Below are 24407 nucleotides of genomic sequence, written 5' to 3' on the forward strand. Positions count from 1 at the left end.
GGCCGGCATTTTACATGAACTGCAGGAATTGGCCTCAGTTGGCGACAGCCCGCTTGCGGATGCGCCAGGCCATGATCAGCCACACCACCGTGACCCCGGCGAACTTCGACGCCAGTGCAGTACCCACTACCGCCGGCGTGAGCGCGCCGATCAGGCCGAAGAAGATAAAGGTGTCGAGGGGAATGCTCAGCGCCGAACTGATCCACAGGCGGTCGTGCAGCGGACGCTTGGTGATGCTGAACACCAGCCAGTCGATGCACTCGGACACCGCGAACGCGGTGGCGCTGGCCAGGGCGATGGCCGGGTCGGACGTGACATACGACAGCACCAGCGCGGCCAGCATGGCGATGATTGCGCCATGGCCGAAGCGGGTTTGCACCATGTCGCGCAGGATAAAGACCAGGCCACCCCAGGCGGACCAGATGACATCCAGGTGCGGGGCGGTGGAGAAGGCGAAGTTGATCAGCACGACGCTGCTGATGTAGGCGATCAGGAAGAGCATGGGGATGGACCTGTGAACAAGGGGCACAGGGTACTTCACATTTTGAAATATGTCGTCTGGGATGGCCCTATCGGGGGCAAGCCCCCTGCCACATTTTGACTGCATTCCTACAGACTGAACGCGGCCAACTGTGGGAGGGGGGCTTGCCCCCGATAGCGTTGGTTCAGGCGCCGGATTTATTAGAGGCCATAAACACCAATCCACTCGCCACCGCCCGCTCATGACACAACCCCAGCACCACCCGGCGCTCGGCGTTATCCATGCGGCTCCAACGCGTAATCTCATCCACCGTACGCTGGCAGCCGGTGCAAATATCGTCATCGTCCAGCGCGCAAATGCTCACGCACGGCGACGCAACGGGGCGTTCAATCGGATTCATTCTTCCTGCTCGACCAGATCCCGCGCATAACGCTGTGCGTTGTGCACATAGTGCGCGGCGCTGGCTTCGAGCATGCGTTTCTGCGCGTCGGTCAGTTCACGCACCACCTTGCCCGGCGAGCCCATCACCAGCGAACCATCGGGGATTTCCTTGCCTTCGCCGATCAGCGAATTGGCGCCGATGATGCAGTGCTTGCCGATCTTGGCGCCGTTGAGGATCACCGCATTGATGCCGATCAGGCTGTAATCGTCCACCGTGCAGCCGTGCAACATGGCGTTATGCCCAATGGTCACGCCGGTGCCCAGGGTCAACGGGTAGCCCATGTCGGTGTGCATCACGCTGCCATCCTGCACGTTGCTGTTCTTGCCGATCAGGATCAGTTCGTTGTCACCGCGCAACACCGCGTTGAACCACACGTTGGCGCCCTCCTCCAGCTTGACCTTGCCCACCAGCGTGGCATTGGGTGCCACCCAGCTCTGTGGATGAGTCTCGACGCGGGCGTCGCCCAGGCGGTATTTCATGGTTTTTCCTCACGGCGTTGCCATTCAAGCGATGGCTCAAGTATTGATGAAGCTCTTGGGTGGCTGGTGCAGGCTGATCTTGGCATCGTCATAGAGCAGATTGATCAGCTCGACGATCATGATGGCCGTCAGCCCCCAGATCTTGTATTCGCCAAACCGATAGCTGGGCACGTACCAACTGCGGCCCTGGTAATCGATCCGGTGGGTATGTTCGCGTGGGTCTTGTCGGAAGAAGTCCAAGGGCACGCTGAAAACCGCGGCAATCTCGGCATCGTTGGCCAAGTACTCGACGTAATCGGGGATCACGCCGACATACGGCGTGACCCGAATGCCATGCAGGGAGATCAAGGGGCTCAGCGGGCCGATCACTTCGACCAGCCCGGGCGGCAGGCCGATTTCTTCTTCGGCCTCGCGCAGCGCGGTGAAGATCAGGTCCGGGTCTTCGGGGTCGCGCCGCCCGCCCGGAAAGGCCACTTCGCCACCATGGGTCGACAGGCCACTGGCGCGCAGGGTCAGGATCAGCTCAGGTTCGTCACTGCGGGTAATCGGCACCAGCACCGCAGCCTCGGGGAAACGCCCGTCGGTTTCAAGCGTGTGGGGGGTGTGGTTGCTTACCCGGCGAAGTAGCTCGTCCAGCATGAGTCATCTCGGTCTGTTGGCTACCTTGCATCATGCACCAAAGCTCGCGGGTGCCCAACCCCAAAACCCGCCCGGTGTCGCTAAACGACAACTTGTTGCAGCGCCCTGCCCGTCACGCCAAGATAGACGCACTTTCCAGGAACCCCAGCATGAATTTCTGCAGCCAGTGCGGTAAACCGGTTACCCAACGCATCCCCGAAGGCGACGGCCGCCTGCGCTTTGTGTGTGATCACTGCTCGACCATCCACTACCAGAACCCCAATATCGTCGCCGGCACCGTGCCGGTATGGGGCGATAAAGTGCTACTGTGCCGCCGCGCCATCGAGCCGCGCCTGGGCTACTGGACGCTGCCCGCCGGCTTCATGGAAAACGGCGAGACCGTGGAACAGGCCGCCATGCGCGAAACCCTGGAAGAAGCCTGCGCCCGCGTGCACAACCTGAGCATCTACACCCTGATCGACGTGCCGCATATCAATCAGGTGCATATTTTCTACCGCGCCGACCTGCTTGACCTGGACTTCGCCGCCGGCCCCGAAAGCCTGGAAGTGCAGTTGTTCGACGAAGCCGACATCCCTTGGTCCGAGCTGGCGTTCCGCACGGTCGGGCGCACCCTCGAATACTTTTTTGCTGACCGTCGGCAGCAGGCCTTCCCGGTGCGCAGCGAGGCTGTAGAGCCGCGGGTGTTGCCCGCTCCATGACTAGGGATACCGTTTTAATGCGTTGGTTGCTTGCCCTTATCTGCCTGTCGTTCGCGACCCTGTCATCAGCCTCGACCGTGGAAACCCTGGGCGGCAAGACCGTCGAAAAGGTCCTGGTGCTCAAGTCCGCCCATCAGTTGCAGTTGATCAACGACGGCAAGCCGCTCAAGACCTACCGCATTTCCCTGGGCAAGAACCCCAAGGGCCACAAGCTGATCGAGGGTGACCGCCGCACGCCAGAGGGCCTGTACTGGATCGACTGGCGCAAGACCAGCGACCGCTTCAACCTGGCCATGCACATCTCCTACCCCAATATCAGCGACGCCGCCCGCGCCCGCCGCGAAGGCGTGAAGCCCGGCAGCATGATCATGATCCACGGCACGCCCGACAGCGAAGAGTACCCGGAACAGTGGTTCCATACCCTGGACTGGACCGACGGCTGCATCGGCATGCGCAACGTGGACATGCGCGAAGTGTGGAACCTGGTCAAGGACGGCACCCTGATCGAGATTCGTCCGTAATCTCGTACCGTTCGTAAAATAATTCGAAAAAAATCCCGCCCCCCCTCTGTGCCCGCCGGTGAATACCAGTTCACCCCTGCGGGCTGCGCCGTTCTGTGCGCGATAAAGACCTCTCTAATACCACTTCATACCAGGCCTCATTGTGGAGCCTTTAAACCGCTGCTTGCACCGTTTTAGCTGCATTGACATGGTATTTAAGTGGTATTAATTTCCGGCCAATACCGGGCGACAACACTCCAATAACCGCATCGGAAACCTGACAGATGAACCCCATCCTGGCCCTGCGCCCCGACGATAAACAATCCACGCCGCTGTACCTGCAATTGGCGCGCAAACTGGAAGCAGCGATCCATGCCGGCCAGTGGACCTCCGAACAGGCCCTGCCCTCGGAGCGCGTCCTCAGCGAGCAATTGAGCATCTCGCGAGTCACCGCTCGCAAGGCGCTGGAAGTGTTGTTTGCCCAAGGGCTGATCCGCCGTAATCAAGGCTCCGGCACCTATATATCGCCACGCTTGGAACAGCCGCTGTCGCGCCTTTCGGGGTTCAGCGAGATGCTGCGGCTCAAGGGTTTCGTGCCCAGCTCCCAATGGCTGGAACGAGAACTGACCCAGCCGACCCACGAAGAGATGATCCGCCTGGGCCTTTCGCCCGCCGATAAAGTGGCACGCCTCAAACGCTTGCGTAAGGCGGATGACACGGTGATGGCGATTGAAATGAGCACCCTGCCCGCCTCGGTACTGCCGCACCCGCAAGGCATTGGCAATTCGCTGTACGAATACCTCGAAAGCATCGGCAAACCCATCGTGCGCGCCCTGCAGCATGTGCAGGCGATCAACGCTTCCGACGAGTTCGCCGCGCTGGTGGGCATCGCCCCCGGCACCGCGATGCTGCTGATGACCCGGGTCGGCTACACCGCCGACAACACACCGATCGAAATCACCGACACCTACTGCCGCAACGACTACTACGACTTCGTCGCAGAGCTGCGCCGCCATGACTACTCCGCTGAACTGCGACTCTAGAGAACTGCCCATGTCCGAAGACAACATCCTCACGCCCAGCGGCTGGATTCGCGGCCGCCTGGTGCATCAGCACGGCAAGGTGATCGCTATCGAAGGCACCCCTTGCGACCCGACTGACAACGACCTGCCCTACCTGCTGCCGGGTTTTATCGACCTGCACGTCCACGGCGGCGGTGGCAAGGACATCATGGAAGGCAGCGATGCCTTCGAGACCATCACCCGCACCCACGTGCGTTTCGGTACGACTTCTCTGCTGGCTACGACCATGACTGCGCCGGTGGATGAAATCTCAAGCGTACTCGGTCAGCTCGGCACCTTCTGCGAACGGCGTCCGAAGGGCAGCGCCCGCGTACTGGGTGTGCACCTGGAAGGGCCCTACATCAATCCGGGAAAACTCGGCGCCCAACCCAACTTTGCCCACACCGCCTTGATGGCCGAAGTGGAAGCCTATCTGCGCCTGGCGCCGATCCGCGTGATCACCATCGCCCCGGAAATCGCCGGGCATGACGGCCTGATCCGCGCCCTCAGCGAACGCGGCGTGCGCATGCAGATCGGCCATACCCTGGGCAGCTATGAAGAAGGCGTCGCCGCCCTCGCTGCCGGCGCCACCAGCTTCACCCATTTGTACAACGCCATGAGCCCGCTGCATCACCGCGAGCCCGGCATCGTCGGCGCCGCACTGGCCCACGCCAAGTACGCCGAATTGATCCCGGATTTGCTGCATGTGCACCCCGGCGCCATGCGCGTGGCGCTGCGTTCGATCCCATGCCTGTACTGCGTCACCGACTCCACTGCCGCCGCCGGCATGCCGGATGGCGAATACAAGCTGGGCAGCCACACCGTGACCAAATGCCTGGGCGGCGTGCGCCTGGCCGACGGCACCCTGGCCGGCAGCACGCTGACCATGGACCAGGCGCTGCGCAACCTGGTGAAGATCGGCCTGCCCGTCAGCGAAGCCTCACAACGCCTGTCGCAATTTCCTGCGGACTACCTGGGCCTGGAAGAGCGCGGCCGCCTGCAACCCGGCAGTTTTGCCGACTGCGTGCGCCTGGACCGCTCCCTGACACTCACCGACGTAATGGTCGAAGGAGAAACCATTGACTTCAAAAATGCTTGAAGAGGCCCTGGCCTCCTGCGACGCCGTGTCGGCGCAATTGCAACGCCTGGACCCACTGCTGGAAGAAGTCGCCGGCCGCCTGCGCCGCCAGCCGCCGCAAGTGGCGATGACCATCGCCCGCGGCAGCTCGGATCACGCCGCCAGCTACTTCGCCTACCTGGCCATGCAGCACGTGGGCATCCCGGTGGCGTCGTTGCCAATGTCGGTGGTGACCCTGCTGCAAGCCCCGTTGAAAGTCAGCGGCCAAGTGGCGTTCGGTTTCTCGCAGTCGGGGCAAAGCCCGGACCTGGTCAACAGCTTGCGCCTGCTGCGCAAACGCGGCGCCCTGAGCATTTCGCTGGTGAACGCTGAAGACTCACCGCTGGAAGCCGCCTGCGAATTCCACGTGCCGCTCTGCGCCGGGCCGGAGCAAAGCGTCGCCGCCACCAAAAGTTTTATCGCCACACTGAGTGCCAGCGCGCTGCTGATCGGCCACTGGAACCAGGAAGCCGACTTGCTGCAAGCCTGCCGCGCCTTGCCGGACGAACTGCGTGCCGCCGCCAGGCAGGACTGGACGGTCGCCATCGACGCCCTGCGCGACTGCCAGCAACTGATGGTGATCGGTCGAGGCGCCGGTTTTGCCATCGCTCAGGAAGCGGCGCTCAAGCTCAAGGAAACCTCGGCGATCCAGGCCGAAGCCTTCAGCAGCGCCGAGGTACGTCACGGGCCGATGGCACTGATTGGCGACAACTACCCCCTGCTGGTGTTCGCCCCGCGCGGCGCCGAGCAAGCCGGCCTGTTGAGCCTGGCCGCCGACATGCGTCAACGCGGTGCCCGCGTGTTGCTGGCTGCGCCGGACGATATCGCCGAGCGTGACCTGACCCTGAGCCGCGCCGAACATCCGACCCTGGACCCGATCCTGGCGATCCAGAGTTTCTACGTGATGGCGGCAGGTTTGGCCGAAGCCCGGGGCATGGACCCGGACCAGCCGCGTCACCTGAGCAAAGTTACCCGCACTCACTGAGTCGCGTTTTCCTGATGAGTACCGTGCCCATGTCCAACAACAATAATGACCTGACCCTCAGCGCCCCCCTCAGCGGACCGGTGCTGGCCCTGGGCAACGTTCCCGACGAAGTGTTCGCCAGCGGCGCCATGGGCGACGGCATTGCCATCGACCCGTTGAATGACTGCCTGCATGCACCCTGTGACGGCGTGATCATCCACGTCGCCCGCACCGGGCATGCACTGACGATCCGCGCTGACAACGGTGCCGAGGTGTTGATGCATGTGGGCATCGATACGGTGGAACTGAACGGCGAAGGCTTCGCCTTGCTGGTGAAGGATGGCGCGCGGGTAAGCAAGGGCCAGGCGCTGGTGCAGTTTGAGCTGGACCGCATTGCACGCCAGTGCAAGAGCCTGGTCAGCCTGATCATCCTGACCAATGGCGAGCGCTTCGAGTTGCGCTCGGTGGCGGCTAGAACGGTCAAGGTCGGCGAGCCGTTGTTGCAGATCGTGGCGCGTTCGGCAGCGTCGGTGTCGACGCCTGTGGATAACTCGGCGGGTGAAGCCAGCGCCCGCGTACGCATCACCCATCGCGGTGGTTTACATGCCCGCCCGGCGGCGTTGGTGCGCAAGGCTGCGCAGGGTTTCAGCAGCCAGGCCTCGCTGCACTTTGGCAATAAAACCGCCTCGTGTGACAGCCTGATCGGTTTACTGGGCCTGGGTATCGGTGAAGGGGATGAGGTGCGTGTGAGCTGTCGCGGCAAGGATGCCGAAGCGGCGGTGCAGGCAGTGATCGCGGCCTTGTCAGCCGTCGTCAAGGAAGAACACCACACCCCGGTGGCAGCCGCGCCCCGTCGGGTCAATACCGAAGTGGGTGTGTTGCAAGGCGTGTGTGCCGCGCCGGGCCTGGTCTGCGGGCCATTGTTCCGCCTGACCGGTATCGAACTGCCGGCAGACACCGGCAAGCATGCTGCCGACGAGCAACTGCAACGCCTGGATGCCGCCCTGGAGCAGGTGCGCAGCGAAATCCGCAGCACCCTGGATCATGCGCGCCAACGCAAGAACGTCGAGGAAGAAGACATATTCGCCGCCCACCTCGCCCTGCTGGAAGACCCGACCCTGCTGGACGCCGCCACCGGCGCCATCGAGCACGGCAGTGCCGCCACCCATGCCTGGCGCGACGCGATCCAGGCGCAATGCGCCGTGTTGCTGGCCCTTGGCAAACCGCTGTTTGCCGAACGCGCCAATGATCTGCGGGATTTGCAGCAACGGGTACTGCGCGCATTACTGGGTGAAGCCTGGCACTTCGAATTGCCCGCAGGGGCGATTGTCAGCGCCCACGAACTGACCCCGTCCGACCTGCTGCAACTGAGCGCGCAAAATGCCGCAGGCATCTGCATGGCCGAAGGCGGTGCCACCTCCCATGTGGCTATTTTGGCCCGTGGTAAAGGCTTGCCCTGTGTGGTCGCGCTGGGCGCCGAAGTCCTCGATGTGCCCCAGGGCCAACGCGTGGTCCTCGACGCCGCCAACGGCAGGCTGGAACTGGCGCCCAGCGATGCGCGCCACGCCGAAGTACACCAGATTCGCGATACGCAGAAACTGCGGCGCCAGCAACAACAGGCCCAAGCCCGGCAGCCGGCACGCACCGCCGATGGCGTGAGCATCGAAGTTGCCGCGAATGTTGCCTCCAGCGCCGAAGCCTTGGTGGCGTTTGAAAATGGCGCCGATGGCGTCGGCCTGCTGCGCACCGAGTTTCTCTTCGTCGACCGCCGCACCGCGCCGGACGAACAGGAACAACGCCAGGCCTACCAGGCCGTGCTGGATGCCATGGGCGACAAGTCGGTGATCATCCGCACCATCGACGTGGGCGGCGACAAGCAACTCGACTACCTGCCACTGCCGGTCGAGGCCAACCCGGTGCTGGGCCTGCGCGGTATCCGCATGGCCCAGGTACGCCCGGAACTGCTCGACCAGCAACTGCGGGCGCTGCTGCAAGTCAGCCCGCTGGAGCGCTGCCGCATCCTGCTGCCGATGGTCAGCGAGGTGGATGAGTTGTTGCAGATTCGCCAGCGCCTGGACGAGTTGTGCGCTGAGTTGGAACTGACCCAGCGTCCCGAACTGGGCGTGATGATCGAAGTGCCCGCCGCCGCGCTGATGGCCGAGCAGTTGGCCAAACATGCCGACTTCCTGTCCATCGGCACCAATGACCTGTCCCAGTACACCCTGGCCATGGACCGCGACCACGCCGGCCTCGCCGCGCGCGTCGATGCACTGCACCCGGCGCTGCTGCGGCTGATCGCCCAGACCTGCGCAGGCGCGGCGCAACACGGGCGCTGGGTTGGGGTCTGCGGCGCCCTCGCCTCCGACCCGCTGGCCACGCCGGTACTGGTCGGCCTGGGGGTCAGCGAGCTGTCGGTGAGCCCGCCGCAGATCGGAGAAATCAAGGACCGCGTCCGCCACCTGGACGCGGCGCAATGCCGGCAACTGAGCCAGGGCCTGCTCGACCTGAGCAGCGCCCAGGCCGTTCGCCAAGCCTGTCAATACCACTGGCCGCTGAGCTGACAACAACAAGAAAAAAGGAGACTCGCCATGTACCAACATTTCATCGAAGGCCTGCAACGCCTGGGCCGTGCACTGATGCTACCGATCGCGATCCTGCCGATCGCCGGCCTGTTGCTGCGCCTGGGCGACACCGATCTTTTGAACATCGCGGTGATGCACGACGCCGGGCAGGCGATCTTCGCCAACCTGGCGCTGATCTTCGCCATCGGCATCGCCGTGGGTTTCGCCCGCGACAACAACGGCACGGCGGGTTTGGCGGGTGCGATTGGCTACTTGGTGATGGTTTCCACGCTCAAGGTGATGGACACGTCCATCAACATGGGCATGCTTGCCGGTATCGCCAGCGGCCTGATGGCAGGCGGGCTGTATAACCGCTTCAAGGACATCAAGCTGCCGGAGTACCTCGCGTTCTTTGGTGGGCGACGGTTCGTGCCGATTGTCACGGGGTTTTCGGCGGTGGCGCTGGGCGTGATCTTTGGCCTGATCTGGCCGCCGATCCAGCACGGCATCAACAGCTTCGGTGTGCTGCTGATGGAAAGCGGCAGCCTGGGCGCGTTCGTGTTTGGCGTGTTCAACCGCCTGCTGATCGTCACCGGCCTGCACCATATCCTCAACAACATGGCGTGGTTCGTGTTCGGCACCTTTACCGACCCGGTGACCGGTGCCGTGGTGACCGGCGACCTGACCCGTTACTTTGCTGGCGACCCCAAAGGCGGCCAGTTCATGACCGGCATGTTCCCGGTGATGCTGTTCGGGCTGCCAGCGGCGTGTCTGGCGATGTACCGCAATGCGCTGCCGGAACGGCGCAAAGTGATGGGCGGGATTTTCCTGTCGATGGCGCTGACGTCGTTTCTGACCGGGGTGACCGAGCCGATTGAATTCGCCTTCATGTTCCTCGCGCCGTTTTTGTACCTGATCCATGCGGTGCTGACCGGCCTGTCGATGGCGGTCACCAATATGCTGAATATCCACCTGGGCTTTACCTTCTCCGGTGGGTTTATCGACATGGTGCTGGGCTGGGGCAAGTCCACCAATGGCTGGCTGGTGTTCCCGGTAGGCCTGGCGTATGCGCTGGTCTATTACAGCGTGTTCAGCTACTGCATTCGCCGGTTCAACCTGAAGACGCCGGGGCGTGAGGATATCCAGGTGGTGCAGGCTGAGGTGATGACAGATAACCAGCGCGCCACGGCCTACATCCAGGCCTTGGGCGGTGCACAGAATTTGCTGAGTGTCGGCGCCTGCACCACGCGCTTACGGTTGGACATGGTGGATCGCAACAAGGCGGTGGATGCGGAGTTGAAAGCGCTGGGTGCCATGGCGGTCGTCCGGCCAGGTAACGGCGGCAGTTTGCAGGTGGTGGTCGGGCCGATGGCAGACAGCATTGCCGATGAGATTCGGTTGGCCATGCCTTCGTTTGTTGCCAGTGTGCCCGTGCAACCGGCGCCTGTGGATAAGCCCGTAGCAGTGAATGTGCAAGAGGCTGAGAAATGGCTGAATGCCTTGGGTGGCCGAGGTAATGTTCGCCAGTTGGAAGCGGTGGCGATGACGCGGTTGCGAGTGGAGTTAGGGGATGACTCGGAGTTGTCTGAAGCTGACCTGACTGCTCTGGGTTGCCAGGGTGTGAGCCAGCTGGAAAGCGGTGTTTGGCATTTGTTGATTGGTGACAAAGCGTCGGGCTTGGGTGACGCGTTGGAGCGGTTGGTCAGCGGTCGCCAGATTGGGGCTGGGGCCTAACAAATCTTGGCCTGAACAGCCCCCATCGCGGGCAAGCCCGGCTCCCACATTTTTATCTGTGAATACATTCAAGATGTGGGAGCCGGGCTTGCCCGCGATGAGGCCCTGACAGCCGACAAAAAACCCGCTGGCCAAACTGGCCCAGCGGGTTTCTTGTTTTTGCAGCGTGCGAATCAAAAATCCGCCAACTGCCACACCTCATACGCCGGTGTCTCGTAGGGGTGACTGAGTTTCAACGCAGCCACAACCGCCACAATCAACTCATCCGCCACCACCAGCTCAACCTTCCACTCTTCAACCACTTCAACCTGGCCCACCTGCCCGATAAACGGCTGACTGCCGTCCAACGCGCGGAATTGGCCCTGGCCCAGCACTTGCCAGGCGCAGCTGTCGTAGTTGCCGATGCGCCCGCCACCCGCTGCGAAGACAGCGGTTTTCACCGTCTCCACGTGGCTGTCGGGCACGAAGAAGCTGAGCTTGTACACGGCCTTAGTTCACCCACACGCGGGCGTTGCGGAACATGCGCATCCAGGCGCCGTCTTCGTTCCACTCTTCCGGACGCCACGAGTTCTGCACGGCGCGGAATACACGCTCCGGGTGCGGCATCATGATGGTCACGCGACCGTCGCGGCTGGTAAGGCCGGTGATCCCGCGCGGCGAGCCGTTCGGGTTGGCCGGGTAAGTCTCGGTGACCTTGCCGTGGTTGTCGACGAAACGCAGGGCGACGGTGCCGGACAGGTCAGCTTCAAGCAAGGCTTCTTCACTGGCGAACTCGGCATGGCCTTCACCGTGGGCAATGGCGATCGGCATGCGCGAACCGGCCATGCCTTGCAGGAAGATCGAGTTGGACTCCTGCACCTGTACCATGGCAACACGGGCTTCGAACTGCTCGGAACGGTTGCGTACAAAGTGCGGCCAGAACTCGCTGCCTGGGATCAGTTCGCTGAGGTTGGACATCATCTGGCAACCGTTGCACACACCCAGGGTGAAGCTGTCGTTGCGCTCGAAGAAGCCCTGGAACGCATCGCGCGCACGGCTGTTGAACAGGGCCGACTTGGCCCAGCCTTCACCGGCACCCAGCACGTCGCCGTAGGAGAAACCGCCGCAGGCCACCAGGCCTTTGAACTCGTTGAGGTCAACGCGACCGGCGAGGATATCGCTCATGTGCACGTCGATCGCATTGAAGCCAGCACGATCGAACGCCGCAGCCATTTCCACCTGGCCGTTGACGCCCTGCTCACGCAGTACGGCAACTTGTGGACGAATGCCTTTCTTGATGTAAGGCGCGGCGATGTCCTGGTTGACGTCGAAGCTGAGCTTGGTGCTCAGGCCCGGGTTGTCTTCTTCCAGGATCACGTCGAATTCCTGCTCGGCGCAGTCGGCGTTGTCACGCAGGCGTTGGATCTGGTAGCTGGTCTCGGCCCACTGGCGTTGCAGCAAGCGGCGCTGGCCGGCAAACACCGTGTCGCCATTGAACGAGATGTTGATCTCGCCGTTGTTGATCGGCTGGCCGATCACCGCCACGCAGTCGTCCAGGCCAGCGGCGCTGAATTGGGCGAGTACGTCCGGGGTCGCGTCCTGGCGAACCTGGATCACTGCGCCCAGCTCTTCGTTGAACAGGATGCCGTTGATCTCGGACGCATCCTCGGCAACGCTGTCGAGCACGATATTCAGGCCGCAGTGACCGGCGAAGGCCATCTCGACAACGCTGGTCAGCAAGCCGCCATCGGAACGGTCGTGGTAAGCCAGCAGGTGACCGTCGGCGTTGAGGCCCTGGATCACGGCAAAGAAGGCTTTGAGGTCTTCGGCGTCATCGACGTCCGGAGCCTGCTTGCCGAGCTTGCCATGGGTCTGCGCCAGGATCGACGCGCCCATGCGGTTCTGGCCACGGCCCAGGTCGATCAGGATCAGATCAGTGGTGCCCTTGTCCATGCGCAGTTGCGGGGTCAGGGTCTGGCGGATGTCGGTAACCGGTGCAAAACCGGTGACGATCAGCGACAGCGGCGAGGTGACTGTCTTGTCGACGCCGTCTTCGTTCCAACGGGTGGCCATGGACATGGAGTCCTTGCCCACCGGAATGGTGATGCCCAGCTCAGGGCACAGTTCCATGCCGACCGCCTTGACGGTGTCGTACAGGCGCGCATCTTCACCCGGGTGGCCGGCAGCGGACATCCAGTTGGCCGACAGCTTGATGTCGGACAGCTTGCCGATGCGCGACGCCGCGATGTTGGTGAGGGTTTCACCGATTGCCATGCGGCCTGACGCCGGCGCATCCAGCAGGGCCAGCGGCGTACGTTCGCCCATGGCCATGGCTTCACCGGTGTAGACGTCGAAGCTGGTGGCGGTGACGGCAACGTCAGCCACCGGCACTTGCCACGGGCCGACCATCTGGTCACGGGCCACAAGGCCGGTGATGGTGCGGTCGCCGATGGTGATCAGGAAGCTTTTGCTCGCCACGGCCGGATGGTGCAGCACGCGTTCGATGCTGTCGGCCAGTTCGAGTTGGCTTGGGTCGAAGTCATCGCCCAGCTCGGCTTCACGTACCGCAGAACGGTGCATGCGCGGGGCTTTGCCCAGCAGCACTTCGAGCGGCATGTCCACCGGGCTGTTGCCGAAGTGGCTGTCGGTGACGGTAAGCTGCGGTTCGGCAGTGGCTTCGCCGACCACGGCAAACGGGCAGCGCTCGCGTTCGCAGATGGCCTGGAAGCGCGCGAAGTCTTCTGCGCCAACCGCCAGTACGTAGCGTTCCTGGGATTCGTTGCTCCAGATTTCGTGCGGGGCCATGCCCGGCTCGTCGTTTGGAATGTTGCGCAGCTCGAAGCGACCACCCCGGTCGCCATCGTTGACCAGTTCCGGGAAGGCGTTGGACAAACCGCCCGCGCCGACGTCGTGGATGAAGCTGATCGGGTTCTTGTCACCCAACTGCCAGCAACGGTCGATGACTTCCTGGCAGCGGCGTTCCATCTCCGGGTTTTCGCGCTGTACCGAAGCGAAGTCCAGGTCTGCCGAGCTGGTGCCGGTGGCCATGGAGGACGCCGCGCCGCCGCCGAGGCCGATCAGCATCGCCGGGCCGCCGAGCACGATCAGCTTGGAGCCGACCAGGATCTCGCCTTTCTTGACGTGTTCTTCACGGATGTTGCCCATGCCGCCGGCCAACATGATCGGCTTGTGGTAGCCGCGCACTTCATCGCCACGCGGGGTGGTGATGGATTGTTCGAAGGTCCGGAAGTAACCGGTCAGCGCCGGACGCCCGAATTCGTTGTTGAACGCAGCGCCGCCCAGCGGGCCTTCGATCATGATGTCCAGCGCGGTGACGATGCGCTCAGGCTTGCCGTACGGCACTTCCCACGGCTGTTCGAAACCCGGGATCTGCAGGTTGGACACGGTGAAACCGGTGAGGCCCGCCTTGGGCTTGGCGCCGCGACCGGTAGCACCTTCGTCGCGAATTTCGCCGCCGGAACCGGTGGCTGCGCCCGGGAACGGGGCAATCGCGGTCGGGTGGTTGTGGGTCTCGACCTTCATCAGGATGTGCACCGGCTCCTGGACCGCGCCGTACTGGCGGGTCTCAGGGTCCGGGAAGAAACGGCCGGCGACGGAGCCGACGATCACCGAGGCGTTGTCCTTATAAGCAGAAAGAACCCCTTCGCTGTGCATCACGTAGGTGTTCTTGATCATGCCGAACAGGCTTTTTTCCTGGCTTTCGCCGTCGATGTCCCAGCTGGCGTTGAAGATCTTGTGACGGCAGTGCTCGGAGTTGGCCTGGGCGAACATCATCAGTTCGATGTCGTGCGGGTTGCGCTTCAAGCCGTTGAAGGCGTTGACCAGGTAGTCGATCTCGTCTTCGGCCAGGGCCAGGCCCAGCTCGGTGTTGGCCTTCTCGAGGGCGGCGCGGCCACCGCCGAGCACGTCAATCGCGGTCAGCGGCTTGGGCTCGGCATGGCTGAACAGGCCGGCAGCCTGTTCCAGCTGGCTGACGATGATCTGGGTCATGCGGTCGTGCAGGCTGCTGGCGATCAGCTCGGCCTCGGCATCGCTGAACTGGCCCGCGACGTAGAAAGCGATACCACGCTCCAGACGCTGGATTTTCTCCAGGCCGCAGTTACGGGCGATATCGCTGGCCTTGCTCGACCAGGGCGAGATGGTGCCGAACCGTGGCAGCACCAGGAACAAGCGGCCATCAGGCTCTTGGACCGGAACGCTTGGGCCGTACTTCAGAAGGCGTGCGAGCACTTGCTGTTCGTCGGCGTTCAACACGCCGGTAACGTCGGCGAAGTGAGCAAATTCAGCGTACAGGCCTGTAACAGCTGGAACCTTCTGGCTCAGTTGCTCAAGGAGCTTGCTGTGGCGAAAGGCAGAAAGGGCAGGAGCGCCGCGCAGGATCAACATCTTCGGGACAGCCTCGGGAAGGGGGTGTGCTTTGAGGCCGTGCATTCTAGCGTAAACCGCCGCCAACGGCACCCGAAACGCTACCGGTGGCTGCCGCCGAACGTCAGTTGGCCGGATTGCACCCCTTTCGCCGGGTCATGAGGGGCATTCGGCGCAGTTATTTTAACCGTCACAATCCCTCGCCAAGCCGCGTTTCTGCGGGTTGCAGCACAGTTTTGCCGGCGCTAGCAGACAACGCCCACGCTGTCGAGATATGGCGCCGTGGGCCGTTTGCGTATACTGCGCAGATGTTCTCCCCAACGGCTTTGCGACCGCGATGCGCCAAATGGCTCATCGCCACCGGACTCTTCCTGATGCTCAGCGCCTGTGTTGATAAACCCAGCACGCTCGAGCGAATCAAGGAGGATGGCGTCTTGCGGGTGATCACCCGGAACAGCCCGGCGACTTATTTCCAGGACCGCAACGGTGAAACCGGTTTCGAGTACGAACTGGTCAAGCGCTTCGCCGACGACCTGGGCGTGAAGCTGGAGATCGAGACCGCCGACAACCTCGACGACCTGTTCGGCCAGCTGGGCAAACCCAACGGCCCGGTCCTCGCCGCCGCCGGCCTGGTCAGCAGCGAGCAGCGCAAGGCGCAGGTACGTTTCTCCCACCCTTACCTGGAAGTCACTCCGCAGATCATCTACCGCAATGGCCAGTCCCGCCCGACGAACGCGGCGGACCTGGTGGGCAAGAAGATCATGGTGCTCAAGGGCAGCACCCACGCCGAACAATTGGCGGCGCTGAAGAAGCAGAATCCTGCAATTGAATACGAAGAATCCGACGCCGTTGAGGTAGTCGACCTGCTGCGCATGGTGGACGAGGGGCAAATCGATCTGACCCTGGTGGACTCCAACGAAGTGGCGATGAACCAGGTGTACTTCCCCAACGTACGCGTGGCGTTCGACCTGGGCGACGCCAGCAACCAGAGCTGGGCTGTCGCTGCCGGTGATGACAACAGCCTGCTCAACGAGATCAACAGTTACCTGGATAAAGTCGAGAAGAACGGCACGTTGCAGCGTCTGAAAGACCGCTACTACGGGCACGTCGACGTGCTCGGCTATGTGGGTGCCTACACCTTCGCCCAGCATCTGCAGCAGCGTTTACCCAAGTACGAGAAACACTTCCGCGCCTATGCCAAGGAAGAAAAGGTCGATTGGCGCCTGCTGGCCGCCATCGGCTATCAGGAATCGCTGTGGCAGCCGGCCGTCACCTCCAAGACCGGCGTGCGTGGCCTGATGATGCTGACCCAGAACACCGCCCAGGCCATGGGCGTGTCCAACCGCCTGGATCCCAAGCAAAGCATCATGGGCGGCGCCAAATACCTGGCCAAGATCAAGGATGAACTGGACGACAGCATCGCCGAACCGGATCGCACCTGGTTCGCCCTCGCCGCCTACAACGTTGGCACCGGCCACCTGGAGGATGCGCGCACGCTGGCCAAGCGCGAAGGCCTGAACCCGAACAAGTGGCTGGATGTGAAAAAGATGCTGCCGCGCCTGTCGCAGAAGCAGTGGTACAGCAAGACCCGCTACGGCTATGCGCGAGGCGGTGAGCCGGTGCACTTTGTGGCAAACATCCGGCGTTACTACGACATCCTCACCTGGGTGACCCAGCCGCAGCTGGAGGGCAACCAGGTGGTCGAAGGCAACTTGCATGTGCCGGGTATCGACAAGACCAAGCCGCCGGAAGACAACCCACAGTTGTAAGAACACAGCAAAACCCAGTGGGAGGGGGCTTGCACCCCGATAGCGGTGTGTCAGCTACAAATAAGCTGACAGATACATTGCAATCGGGGGCAAGCCCCCTCCCACATTTTGATCTCTATTTGGATTAGAGACCCGTTAGCAGATGGACTACGCCGCCTGTTAACACCATCACCCCTGCGACACCGGCCGCCTTCAACGCCACCTCATCCAACCGCCCCGCATCCTGCAACTGCACCCGCACCCGTGTCAGCGCCACACGCTGCTGCGTTTTGAGGTTGTCCGCGCCGCCCAACGCGCTGATTACTTCGGCCGGCAATAGACTCTGCGTCGGTGTTGCTACGGTCTCGGCAATCAAATCCGGCGTCAGGGCTTTCCAGAACGCCCGCTGTAATTTCTCGAACATGCTCAAAGCTCCATGACAGGTGAGGTTTCAACGGTGGCTGCGTGATATTGGCGCAAGGCCTCACGCACCTGGGCGGCTTCTTCCAGGCCCAGTACCTGACGGGCGATGATCTGGCAGTCGGCCAGGTCCAGTTCGCGCACGGTGGCCTTGATGGTGGGGATCAACGGCACGCTCACCGACAACTCGTCCACGCCCAGCCCGATCAGCACCGGCACGGCCAGCGCTTCGGAAGCCAGCGCACCGCACACCCCCACCCACTTGCCATGGGCATGGGCGGCCTTGACCGTGGTGGCGATCAGGCGCAGCACCGCCGGGTGGAAACTATCGGCCTGGTTGGCCAGGCGCGGGTGGTCGCGGTCCATGGCCAGGGTGTATTGGGTCAGGTCGTTGGTGCCGATGGAGAAAAAGTCCACATGGGGCGCGAACACATCCGCCATCAGCGCGGCGGACGGCACTTCTATCATGATGCCCAGCTTCGGCAGCTCGGTAAGCCCCAGCGCCAGTGCTTCCTCTTCAAGCATCCTGCGGGCCAGGTGCAGCTCCGACAGCAGGCTGACCATCGGCAACATGATGTGCAGCCGCGCAAAGCCTGCGCTGGCGAGGATCGCACGGAATTGTTCGCGCAGCAGCTCAGGACGCTCCAGGCACAGGCGGATACCGCGCAGGCCGAGGAACGGATTGGTTTCGGCGTCCATCGGCACATAGGCCAACGGCTTGTCGCCGCCGACGTCCAGGGTGCGCACCACCAGGTTGCGCTCGGTACCCAGGGCACGGGCGATGGCGGTGTAGGTGGCCGCTTGTTCATCGGGGCCTGGCGCGCGGTTGCGATCCAGGTAGAGGAATTCCGAGCGCAGAAGGCCGACACCTTCGCCACCCAGGGTCAGGGATTGCTCCACCTCCTGCAACGAGGCCACGTTGGCGGTGACTTCGACGTGATGGCCATCGCGGGTGGTGGCGGACAAAGACGCCTGTGCCACATCGCGCTGATGGCGGAGCGCCTGTTGCTTGCGCGCAATGTCCAGTTGCTCGATTTCGGCCAGGTCCGGCTCCAGGTGCAGCTCGCCCTTGTCGGCGTCGAGCAACACCTGTTTGCCATTGGCCAGCCCCAGTACCTCGGTTGGAACACCGCAAATGGCCGGTAGGCCGAGGGCGCGGGCAAGGATGGCGACATGACTGGTCGCGCCGCCGCCAACGGTGACGAACCCCAGCACTTTGCGGGTATCCAGGCTGGCCGTCTGCGAAGGGGTCAATTGCTCGGCGATCAGGATCGCGCGCTCCGGCAAGTCCCAGGCGTTGTCCTGAATACCCAGGATCAGTTTCAGCACACGCTTGCCGACATCGGCCAGGTCTGCCGCGCGCTCGGCGATCAGCGCGTTGCCCAGCCCCTGGAATAGCTTGACGGTCGCGAGCGTGGCACTGTTCCAGGCAAACGCGGCGCTCTTGCCCTCCGCCAACAAACGGTGGGCTTGTTCCAGCAAGGTCGGGTCTTCGAGCAATTCTTGGTGAGCGCGGAAAATCTCGGCCTGGGCACTGCCGGCAGCCTTGTCCCGTAACGCCTGCAATGCCTCAGTGGCAGCCAGCAGGCCACGCGCCAAGGCAGCACGTTCGGTGGCTTCCCCCGTGCCTTGCTCAGTGATGGTCAGTTCAGGCTCAGTCACTTGAACAACCTGGCCAAACGCCGAACCCGGCGATGCACACACGCCCCGCAGCACGGTCGCCGACGACTGAATTTCGACGGGCTCGGCAACGCTCGCAATTACCTCGCCACAACCTTCAGCCAACAAGGCCACCAGCACCTTGATCGCCTCTTCGGCATCTTGCCCTGCTGCGCTCACCTGCAAGCTGTCGCCCCGTACCGTTTGCAACGCCATGATTGCCACCAGCGACTTGGCGTTAGCGCTCTGGGTTTGCTTGTGCAGGTAGATGCTCGCCTTGAACCCCTTCGCCGCCTGGGCGAACACCGCCGCCGGCCGGGCGTGCAAACCGTTGGCATTGGGTAAGGTCAACGGCTTGGAGAACAGCGCATCGCCCTCCTCCTCGTCCACTGCGCCAACGGCTTCACCGGGGGATAACTGCAGCAACGGCTGGCCGACCTCCACACCATCGGTGGCCAACACGCTGAACGGCTCGCCGCTGACCACCAGCATCAAGGTCAGCAGACTGCGCGCATGGAGCGCCACGTAGTCGGCATCGAATTCGATCAACGGCTGCCCGGCCTCCACCCGCTGGCCTTCCTGCACCAACCGGGTGAAGCCCTTGCCCGCCAGGTTCACAGTGTCCAGGCCAATGTGCATGAGCACCTGGACGCCGTTGTCGTCGGTGATGCTGACGGCATGACCACTGTCCTGGATATTGCTGATCGTCCCGGCCAATGGCGCGCAGAGGGTCTGCGACGTGGGGTCGATGCACAGGCCATCGCCGATCAGGCGGCTGGAGAAGACCGGGTCGGGCACCTTGTCCAGCGCCAGCAGCACACCCGACAAGGGCGCCAGTAATTCCAGGGGTTGAGTTGTGGTCATGACTTCACCTGTTGTTTTGTTCCGTAGATATCATTGAGCGGAGGAAGGGTCACTTCCACCAATACTCAACCTGCACACCAACGTTCGACCCATGCCGCGCCGTGCCATACGAGCCGGTATCGGACAACGCCGACCCCGCCGCCAATTCATTCGCCGCACGTTTGGCCGCTTCGTTCCAGGTGGCATAGGTGTAGTACAAGCGCACCTCCGGCCGCGCCCAGAAATCCGGGCCTTTGGGCGACCAGGTCGGAGCGAAGGTGAATTTGCTCAGTTTGCGCGTCCCGCCCGTAGCCTCGACCTGATCATGCCCAAGCTCGGCGACCAGTTTGAACTGTTCGCTGATGGCGTACGCCGGACGCACACCGAGGGACATCCAGGTCTGGTCCTGGCTGCCCGGACGAATATCCTTCTGGTATACCGCTTCGATCTGCCCACCGAAACGCGGGGTCACCTGCCAATCGAAAAACTCCACGGCGCGGTAACTTTTGCTGCTCTTGTCCAGCAAGGTATTGCCGGTGTAACCCAGGCCGGTGCCGGGGCCTTCGCCGTACTGCAAGGCGAACTTGTTCTTGCCGCCCAGGAAAGGTTTTTGCACGTGCTGCGCGGTGAGCGCCCAACCGCTGTTGGTGTCGCGCCCGCCGGCTTTTTCGATGTAGCTCAGGCCCAGTTCCAGCTCGCCGCCAGGGTTGGTCTTGAAGCCCGCGACGTTGAAGTCGTGACGGGTGGAGTATTCCTTCTGGTACAGGTTGTCCTTGCGGGAAATGGCATAGCTGTACTTGAGGTCGCCGATCAGCACGTCCTCGATACCACCGCCCGTGGCGCTCTGGTTCCAGTAGTAGAAGTCAGAGATATGGATGTCGTTACGTTTGTAGTAACGCCGGCCGGCCCACAGCGAACCGCCATTAAGGGCTGGCAGGTTGGACCACTGCGCATACATCTGCGGCATGCGCGCGGTGCCGTTGTTTTCGCCCTGGAACTTCAGCGCGCGGTCGTACTTGTTGTAGAGCGATGCCATGGCATCGACGCTGAGCACCGAGCCGTCGTCGAGGGTGAGCAGGTCCTGGCGCAACTCCAGTTCGGCGTACTGCTCGCACTCGTTGCCCAGACGGTATTTGGTTTGCGCCCCGGGTAATTGGAAACACTGCTGTGGGCCACTGCCCGTCGACGTCCCCGCGCCACTGCGCACGTAACCCGCAAATTCCAAGGCTTGAACGCCAAGAGGCAGGCTTAGACAAGACGCAACGAGGCCCAGCTTTATTGTTGTTTTCATAAAGCACTCCGATATTTTTATTATGTTTTTTGCAGCGCCCCGTGCTCCCACACGGGGTTACAGCGGGTCTCAGTCCTTGAGGTGCAGCACGAACGATTCGTAAGGGCGTAATGCAACCGTGCCCGTTCGCGCCGGGCAGTCGGGGTAGTTACTGATCAGCAGGCGTTGTTCAGTCGCCTGGTTGATCACGTTGTCCGGCAGTTGGATTTCGCAGGGCGTGCCGTAGAAGTTGTTCAGCACCAGCAGGCGTTCGCCATGGCCTTCGCGCAGGTACGCCCAGACTTGCGAGTGGCCTTGCAGCAGCTCGCGATAAATACCTTCCTGGATCAGCGGTTCATGACGGCGCAACGCAATCAATGCGCGGTAGTGATGCAGCACGGACTCGGGGTCATCCCGTTGGCTTTCGACGTTGATGATGGAGGCATTGGCCGGAATGCCGATCCAGGGTTCTCCGCTGCTGAAACCGGCATTCCTGTCGGCATTCCACTGCATCGGCGTACGGCCGTTATCGCGGGACTTCTGCATGATCGCCGCCATGCTCGACGCCTCGGATTCCCCCGCATCACGCTTGAGTCGGAAGATGTTCAGGGTCTCCACATCGCGGTACTGTTCGATCCGGTCAAAGCCCGGATTGGTCATGCCCAGTTCTTCGCCCTGGTACACATACGGCGTGCCCTGGAGAAAGTGCAGCGCGGTGGCGAGCATCTTGGCCGAGACCGCGCGATGTTCACCGTCATTGCCGAAACGCGAGACCACCCGCGGCTGGTCGTGGTTGCACCAGAACAGCGCGTTCCAGCCGCCACCGGCCTGCATGCCCAGCTGCCAGTCAGAGAAGATCTGCTTGAGCTGCAGGAAGTCGAAGTCAGCCTTCACCCACTTCTGCAGGTTCGGGTAATCGACTTTCAGGTGATGAAAGTTGAAGGTCATCGACAGTTCTTTCGACGCGGGATTGGAGTAGCGAATGCAGTGCTCGAGGCTGGTGGACGACATCTCGCCGACATTGATCAGGTCATGTCCCTCGAAGACTTCGCGGTGCATTTCCTGCAGGTATTCATGCACGTTCGGGCCGTCGGTGTAGAAACGGCGGCCGTCGCTGGTGTCCTCGGGGAAATCGGCGGGCTTGGAGATCAGGTTGATCACATCCAGGCGGAAACCGCCCACGCCCTTGTCGCGCCAGAAGCGCATCAGCTTGAACACCTCGGCGCGCACCTTGGGGTTGTCCCAATTCAGGTCGGCCTGGGTGTGGTCGAACAGGTGCAGGAAGTACTGGCCGGTTTGCGCCTCGTATTCCCAGGCCGAGCCGCCGAACTTGGACTCCCAGTTGTTCGGCTGGTCGCGCCAGATGTAGAAGTCGCGGTACGGATTGTCCAGGCTGCTGCGTGCCTGCTGGAACCATTCGTGCTCGATGGAGGTGTGGTTGACCACGATGTCGAGCATCAGCTTGATGCCGCGCTTGGCCGCTTCGCTGATCAGCAGGTCGCAGTCGGCCATGGTCCCGTAGCTGGGGTCGATGGCGTAGTAGTCGCTGATGTCGTAGCCGTTGTCGCGTTGCGGCGAGCGCAGGAATGGAGTGATCCACAGGCAGTCCACGCCCAGCCATTTGAGGTAGTCGAGCTTGTCCACGATGCCCAGCAGGTCACCGGTGGCGTTACCCGCGTGACTGTGGAAGCTTTTGGGGTAGATCTGGTAGATCACCGAGTGTTGCCAGTCTTGCATGGTGGGTTCCTTCAGTTGATTGCTGTGCAGGCCTTTCGGGCCTCATCGGGGGCAAGTCCCCTCCCACATTTGAAATGCGTTTCAATGTGGGAGGGGGCTTGCCCCGATTGCGATGGTTCAGGCGACGCGATATCCAGGCCGAACAATTTTCATGCTCAACGCACAGGTCAGGACAAACGGCACCACGATCGCGATGACCATCCCGATAACAAAGCTGGGGATGTACTGCGGAATGATCGAAATGAATCCAGGCAAGCCACCGACGCCGATGGCCGACGCCTGCACCTTGTTCAGCGACAGGAAAATGCTGCCCAGCGCCGAGCCGAGCAGCGCTGCATAGAACGGGAACTTGAAGCGCAGGTTCACGCCAAACATCGCAGGTTCAGTGATGCCGAAGTACGCGGAAATTGCCGAGGTCGAGGCCATGCTTTTGTCCCGTGCATTACGGGTGGTGTAGAACACCGCGAGCGCGGCGCTGCCCTGGGCCAGGTTGGACATGACGATCATCGGCCAGATGAAAGTGCCGCCCTGGGTGGAGATCAGTTGCAGGTCCACGGCGAGGAACATGTGGTGCATGCCGGTGATCACCAGCGGCGCATACAGCAGGCCGAAAATCGCCCCGCCGACCATCGGCGCCAGGTCAAACAGGGTGACCACGCCTTCGGTGATCAGGATGCCGAGGTGACGGGTCACCGGGCCGATGATGGCCAGGGCCAGCACGCCGGTCACGACGATGGTGGTGATCGGCACGACCAGCAGTTGAATCGCGTTGGGCACCCGCGCCCGCAGCCATTTCTCGATGACGCTCATCACGTAGGCCGCCATCAGGATCGGCAGGATCTGCCCCTGGTAACCGACTTTTTCAATCTTGAACCAACCGAAGATATCGAAGTACGGCAGGCTCTGGCCGTCGAGACCAGCCACCGCCTTGCCGTAGTTCCAGGCGTTGAGCAGGTCCGGGTGCACCAGCATCAGGCCGAGCACGATGCCGAGGATTTCGCTGCCGCCAAACCGCTTGGCCGCCGACCAGCCCACCAGGGCCGGCAGGAACACAAACGAGGTGTTGGCCATCAGGTTGATCAGGCTCCACAGGCCATCCAGGTCCGGATAAGCCTCCAGCAGCGTCTTGCCCTCGATGAACATGCCCTTGGCGCCCATCAGGTTGTTCACGCCCATCAACAGGCCGGCGATGATCAGCGCGGGCAGAATCGGCATGAACACATCGGAGAACACCCGCACCAGGCGCTGCATGGCGTTGGTCTTGTCGGCGCCCTTCTTCTTCACGTCGGCGATGGTCGCGGCGGCGAGGCCGGTCTGTTCACGCAGGGCGGCGTAGACCTTCTCCACTTCGCCGGGGCCGATCACCACCTGGAACAGACCGCCGGTAAAGAACGAGCCCTTGACCAGATCCACCTGGTTCAGCGCGCTGCTGTTGACCAGGCTCGGGTCCTTGAGCGCCAGGCGCAGACGGGTCACACAGTGGGCAGCTTGCTCAAGGTTGTCGCTGCCCCCGAGGTTCTCGAGAATCTCGCGGGCGATATTGGAATAGTCGTGGCTCATGCTTGGGTTCCACTTTGGTTTTTTTTATTGGGGGCAGTCATTGGCAGCACGCCGAGGGCAAAAGTACTCGTCTGTACGAGTTAAAGCAACAACTCGTCTGTACGAGTTACATATTGTTTATCTTTTGTA

19 protein-coding genes are annotated in these 24407 nt (G+C 62.3%); 8 read left to right on the plus strand and 11 right to left on the minus strand.

What is annotated here, in order from left to right:
• Positions 1–34 precede the first annotated feature (34 nt).
• From BM026_RS25190 to BM026_RS25205, 4 genes are all read right to left on the minus strand, one after another.
• Positions 35–502: a VUT family protein gene (locus BM026_RS25190; RefSeq protein ID WP_032890779.1), complete on the minus strand. Its 468-nt coding sequence runs from the start codon at positions 500–502 to the stop codon at positions 35–37.
• 163 nt (positions 503–665) lie between these two features.
• Complete coding sequence (locus tag BM026_RS25195) at positions 666–881, minus strand: DUF1289 domain-containing protein (RefSeq protein ID WP_071489283.1); 216 nt, start codon at positions 879–881, stop codon at positions 666–668.
• On the minus strand, positions 878–1402 hold the full coding sequence (locus BM026_RS25200; RefSeq protein ID WP_071489282.1) for a gamma carbonic anhydrase family protein: 525 nt from the start codon (positions 1400–1402) through the stop codon (positions 878–880). The genes BM026_RS25195 and BM026_RS25200 overlap by 4 nt, the downstream gene beginning before the upstream one ends.
• A 36-nt stretch (positions 1403–1438) precedes the next feature.
• Complete coding sequence (locus tag BM026_RS25205; RefSeq protein ID WP_071489281.1) at positions 1439–2041, minus strand: CoA pyrophosphatase; 603 nt, start codon at positions 2039–2041, stop codon at positions 1439–1441.
• A gap of 149 nt (positions 2042–2190) precedes the next feature.
• Here BM026_RS25205 and BM026_RS25210 point away from each other — a divergent pair, with 149 nt between their 5' ends.
• From BM026_RS25210 to nagE, 7 genes are all read left to right on the plus strand, one after another.
• Complete coding sequence (locus BM026_RS25210) at positions 2191–2739, plus strand: NUDIX hydrolase (RefSeq protein ID WP_092246731.1); 549 nt, start codon at positions 2191–2193, stop codon at positions 2737–2739.
• A gap of 17 nt (positions 2740–2756) precedes the next feature.
• Positions 2757–3260: a L,D-transpeptidase family protein gene (locus BM026_RS25215; RefSeq protein ID WP_071489279.1), complete on the plus strand. Its 504-nt coding sequence runs from the start codon at positions 2757–2759 to the stop codon at positions 3258–3260.
• 263 nt (positions 3261–3523) lie between these two features.
• Positions 3524–4282 (plus strand): GntR family transcriptional regulator, encoded by a 759-nt coding sequence (locus BM026_RS25220; RefSeq protein WP_071489278.1) that lies wholly within the window; start codon positions 3524–3526, stop codon positions 4280–4282.
• Positions 4283–4292: 10 nt separating this feature from the next.
• Positions 4293–5399, plus strand: coding sequence for an N-acetylglucosamine-6-phosphate deacetylase (gene nagA / locus BM026_RS25225; RefSeq protein WP_093125034.1), 1107 nt, complete (start codon positions 4293–4295; stop codon positions 5397–5399).
• Entirely contained in the window at positions 5380–6402 is a 1023-nt protein-coding gene (locus tag BM026_RS25230; RefSeq protein WP_092246726.1) for an SIS domain-containing protein, read from the plus strand. The genes nagA and BM026_RS25230 overlap by 20 nt, the downstream gene beginning before the upstream one ends.
• 29 nt (positions 6403–6431) lie before the next feature.
• Complete coding sequence (ptsP, locus tag BM026_RS25235; protein WP_093530469.1) at positions 6432–8942, plus strand: phosphoenolpyruvate--protein phosphotransferase; 2511 nt, start codon at positions 6432–6434, stop codon at positions 8940–8942.
• Positions 8943–8969: 27 nt separating this feature from the next.
• Entirely contained in the window at positions 8970–10676 is a 1707-nt protein-coding gene (gene nagE / locus BM026_RS25240) for an N-acetylglucosamine-specific PTS transporter subunit IIBC (RefSeq protein ID WP_092246720.1), read from the plus strand.
• Positions 10677–10849: 173 nt separating this feature from the next.
• On the opposite strand, the gene BM026_RS25245 is transcribed toward nagE, so the two are convergent.
• Together BM026_RS25245 and purL are read right to left on the minus strand one after the other, a co-directional pair.
• A complete protein-coding gene (locus BM026_RS25245; protein ID WP_015885716.1) occupies positions 10850–11161 on the minus strand; it encodes a YqfO family protein in 312 nt (103 codons plus the stop codon).
• A gap of 4 nt (positions 11162–11165) precedes the next feature.
• Positions 11166–15062, minus strand: coding sequence for a phosphoribosylformylglycinamidine synthase (purL, locus tag BM026_RS25250; protein WP_093530471.1), 3897 nt, complete (start codon positions 15060–15062; stop codon positions 11166–11168).
• Between the two features lie 287 nt (positions 15063–15349).
• Here purL and mltF point away from each other — a divergent pair, with 287 nt between their 5' ends.
• Complete coding sequence (mltF, locus tag BM026_RS25255; RefSeq protein ID WP_071489270.1) at positions 15350–16810, plus strand: membrane-bound lytic murein transglycosylase MltF; 1461 nt, start codon at positions 15350–15352, stop codon at positions 16808–16810.
• A gap of 124 nt (positions 16811–16934) precedes the next feature.
• On the opposite strand, the gene BM026_RS25260 is transcribed toward mltF, so the two are convergent.
• The 5 genes from BM026_RS25260 to treP form a co-directional block, all read right to left on the minus strand.
• Entirely contained in the window at positions 16935–17213 is a 279-nt protein-coding gene (locus tag BM026_RS25260) for a PTS sugar transporter subunit IIB (RefSeq protein WP_071489269.1), read from the minus strand.
• 2 nt (positions 17214–17215) lie between these two features.
• Entirely contained in the window at positions 17216–19732 is a 2517-nt protein-coding gene (ptsP, locus tag BM026_RS25265) for a phosphoenolpyruvate--protein phosphotransferase (RefSeq protein ID WP_093530473.1), read from the minus strand.
• A 49-nt stretch (positions 19733–19781) separates the two neighbouring features.
• Complete coding sequence (locus BM026_RS25270; RefSeq protein WP_093530475.1) at positions 19782–21002, minus strand: maltoporin; 1221 nt, start codon at positions 21000–21002, stop codon at positions 19782–19784.
• Positions 21003–21071: 69 nt separating this feature from the next.
• Positions 21072–22718 (minus strand): alpha,alpha-phosphotrehalase, encoded by a 1647-nt coding sequence (gene treC, locus BM026_RS25275; RefSeq protein WP_093530477.1) that lies wholly within the window; start codon positions 22716–22718, stop codon positions 21072–21074.
• Positions 22719–22835: 117 nt separating this feature from the next.
• A complete protein-coding gene (gene treP / locus BM026_RS25280; protein WP_093125001.1) occupies positions 22836–24278 on the minus strand; it encodes a PTS system trehalose-specific EIIBC component in 1443 nt (480 codons plus the stop codon).
• Positions 24279–24407 lie beyond the last annotated feature (129 nt).

It is taken from the genome of Pseudomonas sp. NFPP24 (genome assembly GCF_900112095.1).
GTDB lineage: Bacteria > Pseudomonadota > Gammaproteobacteria > Pseudomonadales > Pseudomonadaceae > Aquipseudomonas > Aquipseudomonas extremorientalis.

Bases quoted from the DNA above. Each gene is read 5' to 3' on its own strand.
- BM026_RS25190 (WP_032890779.1), bottom strand. From the start codon at position 502: ATGCTCTTCCTGATCGCCTACATCAGCAGCGTCGTGCTGATCAACTTC.
- BM026_RS25195 (WP_071489283.1), bottom strand. From the start codon at position 881: ATGAATCCGATTGAACGCCCCGTTGCGTCGCCGTGCGTGAGCATTTGC.
- BM026_RS25200 (WP_071489282.1), bottom strand. From the start codon at position 1,402: ATGAAATACCGCCTGGGCGACGCCCGCGTCGAGACTCATCCACAGAGC.
- BM026_RS25205 (WP_071489281.1), bottom strand. From the start codon at position 2,041: ATGCTGGACGAGCTACTTCGCCGGGTAAGCAACCACACCCCCCACACG.
- BM026_RS25210 (WP_092246731.1), top strand. From the start codon at position 2,191: ATGAATTTCTGCAGCCAGTGCGGTAAACCGGTTACCCAACGCATCCCC.
- BM026_RS25215 (WP_071489279.1), top strand. From the start codon at position 2,757: ATGCGTTGGTTGCTTGCCCTTATCTGCCTGTCGTTCGCGACCCTGTCA.
- BM026_RS25220 (WP_071489278.1), top strand. From the start codon at position 3,524: ATGAACCCCATCCTGGCCCTGCGCCCCGACGATAAACAATCCACGCCG.
- nagA (WP_093125034.1), top strand. From the start codon at position 4,293: ATGTCCGAAGACAACATCCTCACGCCCAGCGGCTGGATTCGCGGCCGC.
- ptsP (WP_093530469.1), top strand. From the start codon at position 6,432: ATGTCCAACAACAATAATGACCTGACCCTCAGCGCCCCCCTCAGCGGA.
- nagE (WP_092246720.1), top strand. From the start codon at position 8,970: ATGTACCAACATTTCATCGAAGGCCTGCAACGCCTGGGCCGTGCACTG.
- purL (WP_093530471.1), bottom strand. From the start codon at position 15,062: ATGTTGATCCTGCGCGGCGCTCCTGCCCTTTCTGCCTTTCGCCACAGC.
- mltF (WP_071489270.1), top strand. From the start codon at position 15,350: ATGTTCTCCCCAACGGCTTTGCGACCGCGATGCGCCAAATGGCTCATC.
- BM026_RS25260 (WP_071489269.1), bottom strand. From the start codon at position 17,213: ATGTTCGAGAAATTACAGCGGGCGTTCTGGAAAGCCCTGACGCCGGAT.
- ptsP (WP_093530473.1), bottom strand. From the start codon at position 19,732: ATGACCACAACTCAACCCCTGGAATTACTGGCGCCCTTGTCGGGTGTG.
- BM026_RS25270 (WP_093530475.1), bottom strand. From the start codon at position 21,002: ATGAAAACAACAATAAAGCTGGGCCTCGTTGCGTCTTGTCTAAGCCTG.
- treC (WP_093530477.1), bottom strand. From the start codon at position 22,718: ATGCAAGACTGGCAACACTCGGTGATCTACCAGATCTACCCCAAAAGC.
- treP (WP_093125001.1), bottom strand. From the start codon at position 24,278: ATGAGCCACGACTATTCCAATATCGCCCGCGAGATTCTCGAGAACCTC.